At 42.7% G+C, this 18,263-nt stretch carries 15 protein-coding genes; 8 read left to right on the top strand and 7 right to left on the bottom strand.

Annotated features, from left to right (window positions below):
- Nucleotides 1–147: 147 nt before the first annotated feature.
- Nucleotides 148–624, top strand: a complete 477-nt coding sequence (locus tag AO498_RS06425) for a nucleoside deaminase (RefSeq protein WP_067544896.1) — start codon at nucleotides 148–150, stop codon at nucleotides 622–624.
- 211 nt (nucleotides 625–835) lie between these two features.
- On the opposite strand, the gene ffh is transcribed toward AO498_RS06425, so the two are convergent.
- Nucleotides 836–2,176: a signal recognition particle protein gene (gene ffh / locus AO498_RS06420; RefSeq protein WP_067544894.1), complete on the bottom strand. Its 1,341-nt coding sequence runs from the start codon at nucleotides 2,174–2,176 to the stop codon at nucleotides 836–838.
- Nucleotides 2,177–2,461: 285 nt separating this feature from the next.
- Between ffh and AO498_RS06415 the strand changes: the two genes are divergently transcribed.
- From AO498_RS06415 to AO498_RS06405, 3 genes are all read left to right on the top strand, one after another.
- A complete protein-coding gene (locus AO498_RS06415; protein WP_067544892.1) occupies nucleotides 2,462–4,876 on the top strand; it encodes a YfhO family protein in 2,415 nt (804 codons plus the stop codon).
- Nucleotides 4,863–5,588: a class I SAM-dependent methyltransferase gene (locus tag AO498_RS06410; protein WP_067544890.1), complete on the top strand. Its 726-nt coding sequence runs from the start codon at nucleotides 4,863–4,865 to the stop codon at nucleotides 5,586–5,588. Before AO498_RS06415 ends, AO498_RS06410 begins: the two co-directional genes overlap by 14 nt.
- Nucleotides 5,589–5,674: 86 nt before the next feature.
- Nucleotides 5,675–6,199, top strand: coding sequence for an FKBP-type peptidyl-prolyl cis-trans isomerase (locus tag AO498_RS06405; RefSeq protein ID WP_067544888.1), 525 nt, complete (start codon nucleotides 5,675–5,677; stop codon nucleotides 6,197–6,199).
- A 264-nt stretch (nucleotides 6,200–6,463) separates the two neighbouring features.
- Here AO498_RS06405 and AO498_RS06400 read toward each other — a convergent pair whose 3' ends face one another.
- Genes AO498_RS06400 through tsaD form a run of 6 tightly spaced genes read right to left on the bottom strand, consistent with a single transcriptional unit; the run spans nucleotide 6,464 to nucleotide 10,543 of the window.
- A complete protein-coding gene (locus tag AO498_RS06400) occupies nucleotides 6,464–7,423 on the bottom strand; it encodes an ABC transporter ATP-binding protein (RefSeq protein ID WP_067544886.1) in 960 nt (319 codons plus the stop codon).
- Entirely contained in the window at nucleotides 7,420–7,770 is a 351-nt protein-coding gene (locus AO498_RS06395; protein WP_067544884.1) for an MmcQ/YjbR family DNA-binding protein, read from the bottom strand. Before AO498_RS06395 ends, AO498_RS06400 begins: the two co-directional genes overlap by 4 nt.
- A gap of 14 nt (nucleotides 7,771–7,784) precedes the next feature.
- The gene (locus tag AO498_RS06390; protein ID WP_067544882.1) at nucleotides 7,785–8,294 is read right to left on the bottom strand and encodes an HNH endonuclease; all 510 of its coding nucleotides are present in this window, start codon (nucleotides 8,292–8,294) and stop codon (nucleotides 7,785–7,787) included.
- 3 nt (nucleotides 8,295–8,297) lie between these two features.
- The gene (locus tag AO498_RS06385) at nucleotides 8,298–9,095 is read right to left on the bottom strand and encodes an SH3 domain-containing protein (protein ID WP_148660193.1); all 798 of its coding nucleotides are present in this window, start codon (nucleotides 9,093–9,095) and stop codon (nucleotides 8,298–8,300) included.
- Nucleotides 9,058–9,528, bottom strand: a complete 471-nt coding sequence (gene smpB, locus AO498_RS06380) for an SsrA-binding protein (RefSeq protein ID WP_067544878.1) — start codon at nucleotides 9,526–9,528, stop codon at nucleotides 9,058–9,060. The genes AO498_RS06385 and smpB overlap by 38 nt, the downstream gene beginning before the upstream one ends.
- A gap of 1 nt (nucleotide 9,529) precedes the next feature.
- Complete coding sequence (tsaD, locus tag AO498_RS06375; protein WP_067544877.1) at nucleotides 9,530–10,543, bottom strand: tRNA (adenosine(37)-N6)-threonylcarbamoyltransferase complex transferase subunit TsaD; 1,014 nt, start codon at nucleotides 10,541–10,543, stop codon at nucleotides 9,530–9,532.
- A 29-nt stretch (nucleotides 10,544–10,572) separates the two neighbouring features.
- Between tsaD and AO498_RS06370 the strand changes: the two genes are divergently transcribed.
- Genes AO498_RS06370 through AO498_RS06355 form a run of 4 tightly spaced genes read left to right on the top strand, consistent with a single transcriptional unit; the run spans nucleotide 10,573 to nucleotide 18,262 of the window.
- Complete coding sequence (locus AO498_RS06370; protein WP_236778642.1) at nucleotides 10,573–15,141, top strand: translocation/assembly module TamB domain-containing protein; 4,569 nt, start codon at nucleotides 10,573–10,575, stop codon at nucleotides 15,139–15,141.
- Between the two features lie 41 nt (nucleotides 15,142–15,182).
- Nucleotides 15,183–16,481 (top strand): cryptochrome/photolyase family protein, encoded by a 1,299-nt coding sequence (locus AO498_RS06365; protein WP_067544873.1) that lies wholly within the window; start codon nucleotides 15,183–15,185, stop codon nucleotides 16,479–16,481.
- Nucleotides 16,478–17,425, top strand: coding sequence for a Smr/MutS family protein (locus AO498_RS06360; RefSeq protein WP_067544871.1), 948 nt, complete (start codon nucleotides 16,478–16,480; stop codon nucleotides 17,423–17,425). The genes AO498_RS06365 and AO498_RS06360 overlap by 4 nt, the downstream gene beginning before the upstream one ends.
- 3 nt (nucleotides 17,426–17,428) lie before the next feature.
- Nucleotides 17,429–18,262, top strand: coding sequence for a hypothetical protein (locus AO498_RS06355; RefSeq protein ID WP_067544869.1), 834 nt, complete (start codon nucleotides 17,429–17,431; stop codon nucleotides 18,260–18,262).
- Nucleotide 18,263 lies beyond the last annotated feature (1 nt).

Here is an 18,263-nt window from a genome sequence, read left to right as displayed (position 1 = left end):
AGTCTAATTTAAATTCACATTTTCAATTACCCTATGACCTAGTCTCAGCCATCAAGAACTGATCGCCTATTTTTTTCAACTAGAACTGACCATTTCCTTGTGAACCCTGACCACTGTTTACTCAACACTGATGACTACCTTTATCCCATGACTGATTCCCAGAAAAACTTCATGAGACAGGCCATCGAACTGGCAAAAAACGGGATGCTTACCGGCAATGGCGGCCCTTTTGGCTGCGTGATCGTCAAAGACGGAAAGATCATCGGTCAGGGCTCAAATATGGTTTTGAAAACCAACGATCCCACTGCCCATGCCGAAGTCGTCGCCATCCGTGAGGCCTGTAAGAATCTGAATAACTTCCAACTCGAAGGCTGCGAAGTCTACACCTCCTGCGAACCCTGCCCCATGTGCTTGGGAGCTATTTTTTGGGCAAGACCTGCCAGAGTATTTTATGCATGCACCAAAGAGGACGCTGCCGATGCGGGTTTTGACGATGAGTTTATCTATCAGGAAATTGAAATCATTCCTGAAAAGCGTCAGATTCCGATGATTGCTATGATGCGGGAAGAAAGCCTAAAAGCTTTTGACCTGTGGAAAGAAAAGGGAGATAAGACACTTTATTAAAGCATGGAGGTTGGGGAGTAATTAGGATTGGGTGTTGAGAAAAGTAAGGTTTTCTTGAAAGGCAGAAAGATTCATATCTAATTAGATCTGATACAATTGGAACTATCTAATCTTCCAGATAAAATAAAAAACCCGACCAGTTCTGATCGGGCTAACTATCTTTGAGCACCAAGGAATTTCGTAAATCGTAATTCAACAATCGTAAATCCCCTTACCTTCTTCCCATTCCTGGAGGCACCATTCGTCCTAAGGCCTGCTTAGCGCCCCCCATTTGATTCATTTTCTTCATCAGCTTGCGCATATCGTCAAACTGCTTCATCAAATTATTGACTTCCGTGATATTTCTGCCGGCACCATCAGCAATCCGCTTTCTACGGCTGCCATTGATCACATCAGGATTCTGACGCTCGTGAGGGGTCATACTTCGGATGATCGCTTCGATTGGCTTAAAGCTGTTTTCGTCGATATCCAATCCCTTCATCGCCTTTCCCATTCCTGGGATCATCCCGATCAGGTCTTTGATATTACCCATCTTTTTCACCTGCTCGAGCTGAGAAAGGAAGTCATCAAAGTTGAAGTTGTTCTGACGGATTTTGGCATTGATTCGCTTGGCCTCGTCCTCATCAAAGGCTTGCTGTGCACGCTCCACGAGGGAAATCACGTCACCCATACCTAGGATTCGTTGCGCCATACGATCTGGATGGAAGACATCAAGGTTCTCCATCTTTTCGCCTGTAGAAATGAATTTGATCGGCTTGTTAACTACGTGGCGAATGGAAATAGCCGCACCACCACGTGTATCACCGTCCAACTTGGTCAAAACAACCCCGTCGAAATTGAGACGCTCGTCAAAAGTACGGGCGGTATTTACTGCATCCTGACCCGTCATCGAGTCCACCACAAAAAGTGTTTCAGAAGGATTGAGTGCTTTTTTCAGCTCTTCAATCTCCTTCATCATCTGCTCGTCCACTGCCAAACGACCTGCTGTATCGACTACGACCGTCTTCTTACCGGTTTTCTTGGCATAGGCAATCGCATTGTTGGCGATTTGAAGGGCATTTTTATTTTCAGGCTCAGCATAAACCTCCACACCAATCTGCTCACCCAAAACTTTCAATTGATCAATCGCAGCAGGACGATAAATATCACAAGCCACCAATAACACCTGACGGCCTTGCTTTTTAAGCAAATTTCCGAGCTTACCAGTAAATGTCGTCTTACCCGAACCCTGCAAACCTGAGATTAGGATCACTGCAGGATCACCACTGAGTTTGATATCCACTTTGGAACCGCCCATCAGCTTGGTCAGTTCTTCCTGAGTGATTTTAACCAAAAGTTGCCCTGGAGAAACGGAGATCAACACATCCCGGCCCATAGCCTCGTCCTTGATCTTATCGGTGACTTCTTTGGCTACTTTATAGTTGACGTCGGCATCGATCAGGGCTCTTCTGATCTCCTTTACGGTAGATGCGACGTTGATTTCGGTGATTTTTCCGGTTCCTTTCAGGGTTTTGAAAGCCCGGTCCAGCTTCAAACTTAAATTATCAAACATGCTGCTTTTCGGCTATTTGTCGCAAAAGTAATGAATTTGAGTGTTTACAAAGGAAAATATGTGGGAAATAAGAAGGAAGACGGGAGACTGAAGACGGAAGGAGTGTGATGGGCTGTCCGATGTCGGATGATCGATGTGATAAAGTGGGAATACGGGAGACCCCGCCACGGCGGGAAGGCGAAGACGGAAGGAGTGAAAAATCTGTGGGAACATCTTGAAATCTTATCTTCTCGCTCTTTCATCCGAAATCCCTAATTTGCAGCCTGAACGTATCTCAAGGCCTGCATGAAACTCCAATTTCAGAAAGACATTCTTCCCCACTTGCTTGGGGTCATTTTGTTTTACCTCATCGTTGTCCTCTACTTTTCTCCGATGGTTTTTGATGGAAAAATCATCTTCCAAAGTGACATTCTTCAATGGGAAGGTTCCGCTAAAGAAGTCCTCGATTATCGAGAAGCCACTGGAGAACAAGCCCTCTGGACCAACCGCATGTTTGGTGGAATGCCTAGCTATTTTATCTCTTTGGAGTTTGCAGGTGACATTACCAACCTTTTGATTTCTGTCCTAACCTTAGGTCTGCCACACCCGATCAACGGCCTATTTTTCGGAATGCTGGGTATGTACATCTTGCTACTCAGTTTCCGGGTTCGACCTATTTTCGCTATTGCAGGAGCGATTGCATTTTCATTCAATACATATAATCTACTTTCTCTGGAGGCTGGTCACAATGCCAAAATCTGGGCTGTTTGCCTGATTCCATTGATTCTAGCAGGAATTCACTTGGCTTTTGAGCGAAAACAAATCCTAGGTGCAGCTCTCTTAGCACTGGGACTTTTACTCCAACTCAAATTCAATCACCTCCAAATCACTTACTACACCTTGATCATTTCGGTGATTTATGTGGCTATTCGATTGGTATTTGATTGGAAAAAAGAGGGAATTGGAGGATTGTCCAAAACTATCGGATTCCTGGTAATTGGAGCGCTTTTGGCAGTGGGAGGAAATCTCGGAAGACTTGCCACTGCCCTCGAATACAGCCCCTACTCTACCCGAGGACAGGCAACTCTGGAAACAGCCTCAGCTGGTTTGGACAAGGACTATGCCTTTGGCTGGTCCAATGGGATTCTAGAAACATTAACCTTAGTAGTGCCTGATTTTTACGGAGGAGGCAGCAACACTCCTCTTCCCAAAGATTCTGCTTCGGAAAAAGCACTTCGGGCCCAAGGACTCGACCCCGCCCAAATCAATGGATTTATCCAAGGTGCACCTACGTATTGGGGAGATCAGCCATTTACGGGAGGACCGATTTACGGAAGTGTGATTTTGGTTTTCTTGGCTGTTTTGGGGATATGGGCTGCGCCAAAAGAAAGCCTGATCACTTTTGGCACCATCATTATTCTTTCTTTGATGTTAAGCTGGGGAAAAAATCTAGCTTGGTTCAACTACCTCCTATTCGATATTTTACCGGGTTACAATAAGTTTCGAGCAGTGTCCATGGCTTTGGGAATGACCCTTTTTGCCATTCCGATTTTGGGCATGATTTCCTTGGAAAGACTCGTAAAAACCAAAGAATTCAAGCCCTTACTGATTTCCGGAGGAATCGTCGCTGGCTTAACTTTGATTTTGGCTGTTGCATCCGGAGCATTCTTCCGATTTGAAGGAGCTGCGGACGCCAATTTCCCAGACTGGTTGGTAACTGCGATGAAAACCGACCGAAAGGCCATGCTTTCTTCTTCGGCTTGGAAAAGTTTCGCTTTTGTAGCGCTCTCCATCGGATTGATTTATTTCTACCTCAAAGGAAAAATCTCCGAACTCATTCTCGGAGCAGGATTGATTGCTTTGATCACCATCGATGTATGGACGATCAATCGTCGCTATTTAAATGAGGAATCGTTCCAAGGAAATCCATCCAGACAGTTTTTTGCAGAAACTCCAGCCGAGCAATCCATTGCTAAAGATCAAGGATATTTCCGTGTCCTTCCACTCACCGAAGGACTGACTCAAGGAGCTCGAACCAGCTACCGTTTCAATAGTTTGGGGGGATATCATGGAGCGAAACTTCGTCGCTATCAAGATTTAGTGGAAAATCGACTTCAGTTTGAATTGCAGGAATTTGTGAAGAAAGCTCAGGAAGGCACCTTCGATTGGGAATCCATCGGCACGATTAACATGCTCAACACGAAATATTTAATTGCCGGAAGCGAGGCAAATGCAGTATTTGAAAATCCGGAAGCTAACGGAGCTGCATGGATTCCAACTGAGATCGTTCTAGTAACTAGCAATCAAACTGAAATGGATCAATTGGGTCAAATCAATACTAAAATCCAAGCTACGCTGAACACTCAAGAATTTGGCGAAGTGAAGGCAGGTTCGGGGCAGGTAAATTTGACGAGCCATGAACCAAATGAATTGAAATACCAAGCGGAAATGACTCAAGGAGGCCTAGCCGTATTTTCTGAGATCTATTATCCAGAAGGATGGACGGCGACCATTGACGGAAAAGAGGCTGAAATTCTCCGAGTCAATTACCTGTTGAGAGGATTGGAAATTCCTCAGGGTTCCCATGAAATTGTCTTTACCTTTGCTCCGGCAAGTTATTACAGCACCAAAACACCGATGGTCATTTTTCAATACCTGATCGTATTGACTTTGATAGCAGGAGTGTTTGTTACCTATAAAAAATCCGATGCAGCAGTCTGAGGAAAAAGAAAAAGTAGTCAGCTTTTATGACCAATTTGCTGAAAAGCAAGCAAAAACCGGGATCAATTCCAGGCATTTGAGCATTTTGGACAAAGTGAAGCAAGCTGGGCTCAAATCCAATCACCGGATTCTGGAAGTGGGCTGTGGTGTCGGAACAGTCTCCCATCTTTTGGCAACCCAAGTGCCTCAAGGAAAAGTATTAGCCGTAGACATCTCTCCAGAAAGTATCGATACAGCAAAGATCCTTTGGAAAGAGCAGAAAAACCTCAGCTTCGAAGTTTCGGATATGTCCGACTTTGACAAAAAGGGCGAAACCTTTGACTTTTTTGTCTTTCCCGATGTGCTGGAGCATATCCCAGTGGATCAGCATTTCCGGCTCTTTCAAAATATACAAAAGCATTCCCACGGGGATTCTGTGATTTTCATTCACATTCCTGCGCCTAGGTATTTGCAGTGGATGATCGAAAATGAACCTGAAAAACTACAGGTGATCGATCAACCTTTGGATTCTGGAGACTTGATCAAAAACATCACCGCGAATGGGTTTTATCTGGAAAAGATGGAAACCTACGGGCTTTTCTTCGAAGAGAAAGATTACCAATACTTTGTCTTTCGATCTGCCAAGCCTTTGCGAAGCTCCACCCCAAAAAATAAATGGGCGGTACTAAAAGAACGAATTCGAATCCGTCTCAAATACGGACTCCGTAACTAATCATCTTAAACGGGGCTTTAGACGGAAAAACTTCAAAATTGAGATTCCTACTTTCCTAAATCCGCTCCAAATCAAAACCCACACACATGAAAATTCAACAAAACTCAGTAGTAGGCTTGACCTATGAACTGAAAGTCTCCAAGGAAGAGGATGGCATCGAATCAGCCCCTTTCAGTGTCGAAATCCGGGATGAAGAAGATCCATTTTATTTCCTTTTCGGAATGAGCGGACTCCCAGAGAAGTTTGAGGAGCTTTTGGCTGGAAAAGAGGAAGGTGAAACATTTTCTTTTCTGCTACCGATGGTGGATGCCTATGGCGAAGCTGATGATGATTTGATCATTACCTTGCCCAAAGAGCAGTTTTCGGGTGATCGAGGATTTTCACCAGAGATGCTTGAAGAAGGAAATTTCTTGCCTCTGATGGATGAAAACGGATACAGCATGCAGGCAAAAGTTCTTAAAGATCTTGGCGATCAGCTTCTCTTAGATTTCAATCACCCTTTGGTTGGATTTGATTTGCACTTCGAAGGAAATATCCTTGAAGTCCGTGAAGCCACCAAAGAGGAATTAGCCCACGGTCATGTCCATGGTGAACATGGGGCCCATGATTGATAACAGAGAGAAATGAGAATAGAAATTAGACCGTTGGGAGATCCCTGACGGTTTTTTTATTCACCACAGAGAATTTAAAAAAGTATTCAGTCAAAGTGATCAGATTCAAGCTTTAACACCTGGTAACTTTTACCTGAAGTCGAAAATGAGACTTAGTCAAAACAATCAGTATTGAAATATTGTGAATGCTTTCTGAGCGCTTCCCAATAAGACTCCCTTTAAAAGCCTAAAAACTCAGCGTTCTCTGCGTCTCTGCGGTGGATTTTAAGACTTCAACACCAAGACTTTTTCCTCATCAAAGTGCAGGTACACCCGATCTCCTATTTGATATTTTCGTGCCGGATCATCTACTTCCCAAATGTGGCCTCCTTCACGTAATCTGATCTGAAGGGAATTGTAATGCACCAAAAATCGCTGATCTACGACATGCCCCATTAATTCTCCCTTGGTTCTAAGTCGGATATCAGAAGGTCGGACATAGCTATTAAACCGATCTGGAATCAAATTTATGGAGGAAAATAAGCGAGCCACATATCGGGTTTTCGGATGTTCACACAGTGCTCTGGAATTGCCGCGCTGGACCATCTTTCCTTTCTGCACAATCAGAAGTGAGTCCGTCAATCGGAGTGCATCATCCAAATCGTGGGTCACAAAAATCACAGTAGTCCCCATCTCAGTCAAAATCTCCTTCAGTTCAAAAATTAACCGCTGTTTCTGAATGCTATCCAAATGGCTAAAGGGCTCATCCAAGAGCAAAACCTCAGGTTCAACAGCAAGTGCTTGGGCAATGGCTACTTTTTGTTGCTGCCCTCCACTCAGTTGGCGAGGAAGACGGTCTTTGTAATTTTCCAATCCAAGCTGACGCATGAGAAGATTGACTCGATAAGCTCGATAGTCTGCATCATATTGAATCAAAGGTCGGGAGATATTTTCTTCAACCGTTGAATTGGGAAAAAGCTGATAGTCCTGATGGATAAGTTTAATCTGATCGTATCCCGGTACAAGCTTTTGGGCGGGGTTTTGAATTACCGTTCCGTCCAAAACTACTTCCCCGGTAGACTGCGTCATAAGACCCGCAACCATACGAAGGAGGGTACTTTTCCCCGAGCCGCTTTCTCCTACAATAGAAATAAACTCACCTTTCTCCAGCTCCAAGGAAAAGTCATGCAAAGCAACTTGAGCATCATAACTTTTGGAGAGGTGACGAATCGAAAGAAAGCTCATGGGGTGATGGTGGATTGGATAGACTTAGGCAAAGATGAAAAAACAAGGGAATAACTATGCGTAGTCAGTTCTAAAATTAAAGGATCGGGCACATTCCCCCTTACACTGACAGAATTCCACCATTTTTTATTCATATGGAATCCAGGCGTTATCCCTGGAAATTGTTCTCGAAGTTCAAGAGATCGATCCGGATCACATTTCAAGTTGACATAATCGAAAAAGTCTATATCTAAAATGGCGAAGATTTTTCCTCCTACCCGGAAGCACAAAGTTTTGGCATCAAATGGCGTATCATCTGTTACACCGGGTTTGGATAGACAAAAATCCCTGAAATAGTCGAGAGTCATTCTGATCAGATGGCTTAAGAGGGAACTTTAGTTTGAAGAAATGGCAACCATTCAGTCGCCTGGCGCTCGGCGTAATCCGCTAAAAAATAGGATAAGGAAGGCTTAAATGGAGTAGTTTTCAAAACCATTCCCGCTTGTTCCGGAGTTTTATCTCCTTTGGTAATATTGCATCTGTTGCAGGCCGTGACTAGATTGGTCCAGTTGGTTTTTCCACCCTTAGATTTGGGAATTACATGGTCAATGGTAAGAGTTTTTCGGCTACCGCAATATTGGCATTCTCCTCTGTCTCTTCGAAAAATGTTGGCTCGATTTAACAAAACTCCATGAAATGGGATGGATTTATACTCCATCAATCGAAGAACTGCAGGGTAATCAAAACGACGTGTTACGGTTCGGATTTCGAGAAACTCATAGGTAGAGAGCACTTGCGCCTTTTCAAGCAAAACAAGAACAATTGCCTTTTGTACTGTTACTACCGCCACAGGAGTATGATCCAAATTCAACACCAATACTCGTTTCTCCATACCTTATCCAACTATTGAGCGTACATCAAAAACATGATTTTTGGAGGCACTGTTTTCAAAGAATTCTCGCCAATCTTCGATTTCGCTTATTTTGATCCGATTTTCCATCCAAAGAATTTCCTCTGCCCCCAGAAAAAACCCAAACTGGGTTTCCTGCTTTTCCAAGTCTCTGAAAATAAACAAATCTCCCGGAAGGGCCTGATCTTCTGGAATACTTTTCCCGGGGAGCTTACCTGATTTCCAACCAAAACCCGCAATAGAAAAAATCAAGCCGAAGGCTAATACAGGATCCAAGCCAAAAATACTTCTTCCTCCAGCCTGAAAAGGAGCATTTAAGTAGCAAAGTGCAATATCACATAGCTCCTCCCGAGTAGCTTTGACCGCATGAGGTCTTGACTCCCCGGTAAATCCAATGTGATCTTGCCAGTTGAATAATTCAAACTCGGAAAAATGAAGGCGACTTCCCGGCAATAAATACAATTGGGTTCCCAAATAATCAATGGACGCAATAGGACTAGTCACCACTTGAAAATCTTGGTGCACAAAGCTAAAATATTCCTCTTTGGTGATTTCTTTAATCAATTTGGCTGAGACCCAGCCTCCAATACCGGTATCCTCATGGAAAATCCGAAACCAATTTCGATCAGATGTTAATCCATTAATCTGGTAGCATTCGCCAAAAAGTAACTGAGTAACTAAAGCAGAATCAAATGTGGGCTGGCGATAGACCGGCAAAATAGTCTGCCGGCATATTCCAAAAGCATCAATCAAAGGCCATTCGCTGGAGCTCTCGTTTTGCATCTTTTTCTTTCAGGTCCTGTCGTTTGTCATGGAGTTTTTTGCCCCTTGCCAAAGCAATTTCCAATTTGGCTTTGCCTCGGTCATTGATAAATATACGAACAGGAATAATCGCAAGCCCTTTTTCAGCGGACTTCGTTTGTAGCTTTTCTATTTCTTTTTTGTTAAGAAGAAGTTTTCGATCCCTTACTGCCTCATGATTATAGCTCGCAGCCATACTATACGGGGCGATATGCATTTGACGGATGTATAATTCATCGTCCAAAAACATACAAAATGCTTCAGTCAATGAGACCTTTCCCTCACGAATCGATTTGATTTCCGTGCCTTTCAGCATTAGGCCAGCCACATAGGTATCAATAAATTCAAACTCAAAGCTTGCCTTTTTATTCTTGATGTTGACTGACTTTTCGAAACGACTGGTCTTTGAAGACATATTAAAATTTCATTTTGGCTAAAGGTGTTACATCCATGCTTGAAAATTCACCTTTGAGATATTTGTAATACGCTGCCATGGCGATCATGCCGGCATTGTCTGTACAATATTCGAATTTGGGCACAAATAAGTTCCATCCCTTTCTGCGGGATAATTCAGAAAGAGCCAGCCGAAGGCCCGAATTGGCACTGACTCCTCCAGCGATCGCAACACTTTTCAGCTGATAGTGCTTCATAGCCTCCTTGAGTTTGATCAGAAGCATTTCGATCAAAGTGGCCTGAATACTCGCACAAAGGTCAGGCAGATTCTTTTCAATAAATTGTGGATCCTCTTGAAGTTGATCTCTGAGGAAATATAAAACGGCTGTTTTGATCCCTGAAAAAGAATAATTCAAACCCGGCATACGAGTCACCGGAAAATTAAAAGCCTTTGGATTTCCCTCCTTCGCGTATCGATCAATCAACGGTCCCCCAGGATACGGAAGTCCTAACAGCTTGGCTGTTTTATCAAAAGCCTCACCGACTGCATCGTCTTGAGTTTCACCGACAACTTCCATTTCTAGATGACTTTTGACCAAAACCAATTGGGTATGACCTCCACTTACCGTCAAGCAGAGGAACGGAAACTCCGGTTTGGGATCATCAATAAAATGTGCCAAGACATGAGCCTGCATATGGTTTACTTCGATAATTGGAATTTCGAGTGCTTTGGCAAAAGACTTGGCAAAAGAGACTCCAACCAGCAAGGACCCCATCAATCCCGGCCCTCTCGTAAAGGCCACTGCCGAAAGCTGCTCCTTGGAAATGCCAGAAGAAGTAATGGCCTCGTGGATGACGGGAATGAGGTTTTCTTGATGCGCTCGAGAGGCTAATTCAGGAACTACACCCCCGTATTTTTCGTGAACAGATTGTGTGGCGACAATATTATTAAGTACTTTGCCATTTACTAAAATAGAGGCAGAAGTCTCGTCACACGAGGATTCAATTGCTAGTATAGAGATATCGTTGGTACCCATTGGAAAAGAACTCGAAAGTTACGGATTTTTTGCACAAAGCTTTCCGAGCACTCGTTTGGGTCTTGTTTGTTTCGCTACTTTCGCTCATCCTTTTTGCAGTAGCATTACAGACTTCTCCAGTCCAAAATTGGGTAGTAGGAAAAATCACGGGCTACCTCAACAACAATACTTCCTTTACAACCGAAATCGGCAAAGTCAAAATTTCATGGTGGGATGCGCTGACTTTTGAGAATGTGACCATTCACGATCATCGCGATAGTCTGATGATTGGTGCGGAAATGGTTTTTGCAGATTTTACCCTGTCCTCACTCCTTCCTCCAGGGACTCCAAGCTTGGATGCCGTTAGACTGGAAAGTGCTAATGTCCAACTCATTACCCATGCCGAGGATTCACTCATGAATATTAATATCTGGGTCAATGAACTCAGTGAAGTATTCAAACCAAGTCAGCCTAGCAGTACCCCTGCAAAATTTGCAATTGGAAACATCGAACTACGTCAGGCAAAATTTAGCCTGCATAACTACAAGGCTGAACCTCTAGCCGAAGGCTTAGATTACAACCATTTATTCTTCGATGAAATCACAGCCAATGCAACAGGTTTTGATCTGAATGGATCCAATATCCAACTTGACATCAAACTCTTAAGCGGAACAGAACAAAAGAGTAAACTGATCATTAAGGAGCTCAAGACCCTGCTTACCTATGACTCCAAATTTTTAGAATTGGCTGAGTTAAGTCTGCGAACAGAGCGGAGTCATGTGCGAGATTTCCTTCGATTGGATTTGACAGGACCAAAAGGATATTCAGACTTTTTTAATCAGGTGAAGATTACCGCCAACTTGGAGGAAACCAAAATCCATTTGTTGGACTTGAGGCTATTTGCACCTGCTCTTCCCGAATTTGAGGACGAGATTTTCCTCAGCGGAACCGTCACAGGTCCAGTTTCAGAATTATCCTCAGATGAGTTTTTGATACGATTGGGTCAAAAAACAGCACTTTTTGGGTCTTTTTACCTCGATGGGTTGCCCGATTTTGAGGAAACTTATTTGAACTTATCACTTAAAAACTCAGTGGTTTCGTCTCGGGATTTGGCGCCCTATCTTTCTTCCGAGATGGAGCGTCAAATCAACAAGTTCAATCTTATCCGATTTGACGCCGACTTTACTGGACTTCCTAACCGATTTACGACTACAGGAACTTTTAAAACTAGCATCGGGAATCTAGAAGGGCGAGTGAATTATGATCTGGTCGACGAGACTCCTTCGGTGGTTTCTCGGGTAAAAATCCAAAATCTTAACCTAGGACTTCTGGCGGATAACCGGGAACTCTTTCAGCAGATCAGTTTGGATGGAAATGTCAATTTTTCCGGTAATTCCATCGAAGATGCAATTATTGACTTGGATGCCTCTATTTCGAAATTCGGGATCAATTCTTATGATTTCACGAATATCACCACCGATGCCACTTATGGGTTGAATCTTTTCCGTGGCAGTCTTTCGATCAATGATCCCAATCTCAAAACTCAAATAAAAGGATATTTAAACCTTGAAGATCGAATTGATTCGGTTCGTCTTGAAGTCAATCTAGACACGGCATTTTTAGATCGGGTAGGATTAGTAGATCGTCCCACTTTTGTCGCTGGAAAACTTGACATTGACACGCAGGGGATCACTTTGGATGACATTCAGGGAATTGCCAGATTTAATGATATCGAAGTCGGCTATGAGGACCGCTACCTGGAAGTCGGGGACTTTTTCTTCCAATCGCTATTTGCCGGAGGTACTCGTACCCTTTCTCTGAACTCGGACTATTTGGTTGCTGCTGCTTCAGGCCAATTCAATTTGGAACAAATGAGTCGGGATTTGAAAATCCTTGGAAGTCAATATTTGGCCATTTTGATTAATGAAACTCCACCCCTGGCTAATCTGGAGAAGAATTTTTCAGAAACATACAATTTGGATCTGAACGTGCGAATGACTGATATCAACCCGCTCATTCAACTATTCCAGCCTGATTTGCGAATATCCAAAAACACTGTTTTGGAAGGGGCCTTCTACCAAACCTCTGAAAATACGGTTTTTAACTTTTTCACCTCGATCGACACCTTGTCCTACCAAGGCAATCAATTCTTTGGCAATAACATCGACTTCAATACTTCCAAGTTTATCAACTCCGAGGATATTTTGGCCTCGTTTTACATCTATTCCAAAGATCAATTGATCAATGAGCGAATCCGGTTTTCTAACCTTGGACTCGAAGCAATCTGGAACCAAGACATCTTAGACCTTGAGCTTACTTTGGACCAAGATTCTACACAAAGCAAGGCAAGAATCGACGCAGAGTCTAGATTTTCAGCCACAGGTACACAATTGAAATTCAAGCCTTCTCTTTTGAGAGTATTGGATCGAGAGTGGCAATTTGATCCAGAAAACTTGATTACCCTCCAACAAGGCGTTGTTGAATTCAAACAACTTAAAATCTCCAATCAAGATCAGTACATCAGCCTAGAGGGTAAAATATCAGAGGATCCTGAGGAGAATTTAGAACTTATCATCAACCAAGTGGAGGTTGATATTTTGAACACATTCACTGCTCAGGATTTTGAGGGGACAGCTGATGGGATTTTCTCCATCAAAAACTTGTATTCACAAGCTCAAATCGCGGGTGACTTGACGATTGAAGACATGGAGATCAATGACTTTCCAATCGGAAATGTCTTAGCAGGAATCAATCTCAAGGAAAGTGAACTTCTGCTGAATTTAGAAAATAGAGTCAATAACGAGCGGAAAATTGATATCGGAGGAGTGGTAGGCCTTCAAAGTGGAAACTTGGACATGGAGGTTCTGCTCAATCAAGCCAACTTGGTGATTTTCGAACCTTTTCTTTCCAAATACATCACCAATCTTGGAGGAACGATGACCGGGAACCTCCAACTCACAGGAACAGTGACAGAGCCTGAACTCATCGGAAGCGGTAGAATCGATCAAGGAAAACTCAAAATCAACTACCTCAATACCAGCTACCAACTGGATGGAAGCATTCTGTTTCAACCGACCTTAATCAGTTTCCGAGACCTTATTATTCGTGACTTGAATGGAAACAGAGCGACTTTTACAGGAGGAATCAACCACAATCGCTTCAATGATATCATCTTAAATATCTCCTCTCGATTGACCAATTTCCAGGTGCTAAACACGACAGCCAGGGACAACGAGGTGTTTTATGGGACTGCCTTTGCCACCGGAACATTGGATATCCGAGGCAGCACCAGCAATCTGGACATCACAGCGCGAGCTACTTCCCAAGCTAATACCCGGATTTTTATTCCCTTGACCAGTAGCAATGACCAGTATCAGGAAGATTTCATCCAGGTGATCAACATTCAGGATACGGTTCGAATTCAAGCGATTGCTGAAGAAGTCAATCGTCTTGAAATTGAAAATATCCGGATGAATTTTATCCTTGATATCACCCCTGATGCCTTTGCGGAGATTATTATTGATCCAAAAACCGGAGAAAGTATCCAAGGCAGAGGCCGTGGTGTATTGAATCTGAATATTGATACCCAAGGAAACTTTTCGCTAGCCGGGAACTATGAAGTGGTAGAAGGGAAATATAATTTCTCACTTTACAATGTGGTAAAAAAGGATTTTGACATTCAACCCGGGGGACGAATCACCTGGTTTGGAGACCCGTATTCCGGCGTCATGAATCTCAAAGCGGAATACAAAGAGGCTGTTTCGCTCCTTCCTTTGGCTAATTCAACCAATCAGGATAACAACCAATTTAGAAGGAGATATCCGATCAAAGTCTTGATGGACCTTCAGGGAGAATTGCTCTCGCCGACGATTTCCTTTGGATTTGATTTTAGTGAATTTCCTTCCAGCGGGGATTTGCAAACCACAATTTCAGCCTTTCAAAACCGAGTAGCTGCCGATGAGCAGGAAATGAACCGGCAGGTAATCTCAGTCATCATGACCAAAAGTTTGTCTCCGGAAGGACAGTTCTCGGGTGTTTCTACTATTTCATCGAGCCTGAGCAACTTGCTTTCTTCTCAATTCAACAACCTTCTTAGCCAAGTTGATCAGAATTTGGAAGTAAGCATTGACTTGGCTGGCCTGGATCAAAATGCTTTAGAAAACTTCCAGCTAAGCGTTGCCTACACCTTCTTAGATGGTCGATTGCGAGTTTCCAGAGATGGGGGGTTCACTGACAATCGGGGCAATGCAAGTGCAGCTTCCATCATCGGTGACTGGCAGGCTGAGTATTTATTGACCGAAGATGGAGTTTATCGATTGCGAATATTCAACCGAAATAATTTTAATGCCTTTACTTCACTCTCCTTGAGTCAAAACGTCTTAACCTATGGCGCATCGTTGACTCAAAATGTTTCATTCAATTCGATCTCTGAGCTCTTCCAAAAACTAACCGGCAAAAAAAGAAGTCGATTGAATATTTCTGACTCAGATGATTTCTTACGAAATGATTACCAAGGAAATGAAACCTGGACTCCGATTGACCTGAACAAACTTCCGCTTGAGAATCCGCCCATCGAACCAATTAGGATAGAAAAATTCCCTCCAAAGGAAGATTTTTGAAACAATTTGTCTTGGGATAAGCTTCCCTCAAAAAAAGATTCATGGAAAAAATCACCCTTTTCTGGTTTCGAAGAGACCTCCGGCTTGAAGACAATACCGGTCTTTTTTATGCCCTACAGCAGGAAAAAAATATTTTACCGCTATTCATTTTTGACCGAAACATCCTTGATCTTCTAGAAGATCGACAAGATGCAAGAGTCCAGTTTATTCACGATCAGATTCATACATTTAAGAATCAGCTGGAACAAAAGGGAAGCTCGCTCATGATTCGTTACGGCAAACCCGAGGAAGTTTATACCCAACTTTTGGCCGAGTATCCCATTGGGGCGGTTTATACCAATCGCGATTACGAGCCTTATGCGAAAGAGAGAGATCAGGCTATTGATCGATTGCTTGGTGAAAAGGGGATCCCACTTCTTTCATTTAAAGATCAGGTCATTTTTGAACCTGGAGAAATCTTGAATGGCAGTGGGGAGTTTTATAAAGTCTTTACTCCTTTTAGTAAAAACTGGCTGGATAAATTCAAAGCTGCCAATATTCAAGAGCTTCCAGCTCCTAATTGGAAAAATCTATATCACACCTCTCCTTTACCAAATCTAAGTCTTGAGGACATGAACTTCCAGCCAAGTGGTATTCCAATTCCTCCGGCAGAGACACAGGATTCATTGATAAAAACTTACGATGAGACGAGAAATTTTCCTGCAAAACCGGGAACAAGCCGATTGGGAATTCATCTCCGATTTGGGACCATTTCGATCCGTAAACTCGCTATTCGAGCATCGAGATTAAATGACACCTACCTGAATGAGTTAATTTGGAGGGAGTTTTACATGATGATCCTAGCCTTTAACCCTCAAGTAGTCGACCGAGCTTTTAAACCTGCCTATGATCAAATTCCTTGGCGAAATAATGAATCAGAATTTAAAGCTTGGTGTGAAGGCAAAACAGGATATCCAATTGTGGATGCAGGAATGCGGGAATTAAACCAAACCGGCTACATGCACAATCGCGTTCGAATGATTGTCGCTAGCTTTCTCACCAAACACCTTTTGATTGATTGGCGATGGGGCGAAGCCTATTTTGCCAAAAAATTGCTGGATTTTGAACTGGCCTCAAACAATGGAGGCTGGCAATGGGCTGCTGGTACTGGCACAGATGCTCAACCTTATTTCCGGGTCTTCAACCCAGATTCTCAAACTGAGAAGTTTGACAAAGATCTGAAATACATTAAAAAATGGATTCCAGAATTGGGAACTTCATCTTACCCAAAACCGATTGTAGATCATAAATTTGCTCGAAATCGGGCCATCGAAACGTATAAAAAAGCATTAGAACAATGAATATCGGAGACAAAGTCCGACTGCTTCACGGCAAGGAGGAAGGAATCGTACGAAAGGTTTCTTCCGGAGGAAGGATAGAAGTTGAAATCGAAGACGGATTTATTATTCCTGCTTTAAAGACTGAAGTGGTGATCATTGCAGCCGCTGAAAAAAGTTATTTCGGAGAATCTGAACCCCCTAAAACTGTTGAAAGTCCGTTACCGATCTCTGCTCCCAAAGACCAAGGGCTTTATTTGGCATTTTTACCCATCAATGACCAACAGTTGAGTCTGTATGTGATCAATGATAGCAATCAGGAATACTTGGTTCACGCATCCGAAGTATATGGAACCAATCACAGAACCTTATTGGCGAGTACCTTAACAAAAGGAGAACATAAAAAATTTGATGACCGAATGATTCGTGATATGGAGGAATGGCCGTCCTTCTTGCTTCGCTTCATTCCTATTCAATCCAAACTAGAGAAGGCGATTCCTCCGTTTGAAAGACAGCTAAAAATGAGGGCTACTCAATTTTTCAAACACCTCAGCAAAGCCCCGATTCTAGGAAAGAATGTTTATCTATTCGCCATGGAGCGATCCACCCAAGAATTGGATATCAAAAATCTAAACGAGGAACTAAGCCAAATCAAACCTACTCCTGCTCCGATCAAAGTCAAGAAACCTTCCCGATCGATAGATCTCCATATTGAGGCTTTACATAACCAACCGGATCAGCTTAGTAATTCTGAAAAAATGAGGATTCAATTGGAGGTTTTTGAAAAGAATTTAAACCAAGCTATTGCAGCAGGAATGGACGAAATTACCTTCATTCACGGCATTGGAAATGGAGTTTTGAGAAAAGAAATTCATAAGCGTTTGAGCCAAATCGGAAATATTAAGTACTTTCAAGACACCCAGAAAGATCAGTGGGGATATGGTGCCACACTGGTAAGAATTTCCTAATTCATGCAGGCTAAAACTTCTCCGGTTTTTCAAATTTTTGAGCAACAACACCATGAGGCTAAGTTGCTTTTCTTGGATTTAGGAAAGCAAGTCAAGTCCAAAAAGGCCATTGAATTACTCAGTAAACTTGAGTTTGTAGAATTGTATACTGAATTGATGGAGAAAATCCATCAAGGCCAGGGCAATCAGGCACATGCATCGGCTCGTCCTTTTTCCAATTTGAATAAAGCTCTCCGAAAAATCCATCACCTCAAACTTGTCGAGCGATCTATCAAACTGAAAATACAGCGGTCTGACTTGGTTTTCGATAGTTTCAGATCCTATGTGGAGATTGAAAAAAGGAAAATTCAAAAAGAAGTATTTGAGATTGCTGTGGGAGGTTCCTTGAAAACTTGGGATGAAAACCTTGAAAAAGGAAAGGGATTCAGCAAAGGAGTAAAACCACTGATGATAAGCACAGCCATCCATCAATTGGTTACTGAGGAATTGGAATTCCTGAATCAAAATATCAAGACGCCCTTTGAAACAGGGAATTTTCGTGATCTTTTTGAAAGTCTGAGAAGGATAATCATGATGGAAAACTTACTCATTCATCTAGGTTTCAATCCTATTTTCATCGCACAAATCCATGATGAAATTCAAGGCCTGAAAGAAAATCTAAAGCCTTGGTACTCCAACCATTTAAACTTGCAGGCGCTTACTCATTTTATCTCCAGCAAGGAATCGGTCTCCAAAAAATATGTGGACTGGCTTAAAGAACTCAAAGATCAAAAGAAAAGCCTGTCTTCAGATATCGAAAGACAGGCCTTAAGTTTATTGAAAAAGATCAGCGCTTAGA

This window comes from Algoriphagus sanaruensis, assembly GCF_001593605.1.
In the GTDB taxonomy this organism is placed as follows: domain Bacteria; phylum Bacteroidota; class Bacteroidia; order Cytophagales; family Cyclobacteriaceae; genus Algoriphagus; species Algoriphagus sanaruensis.
Note: the sequence above shows the minus strand (reverse complement) of the source record. Positions and strands in the feature narration are given on the sequence as shown.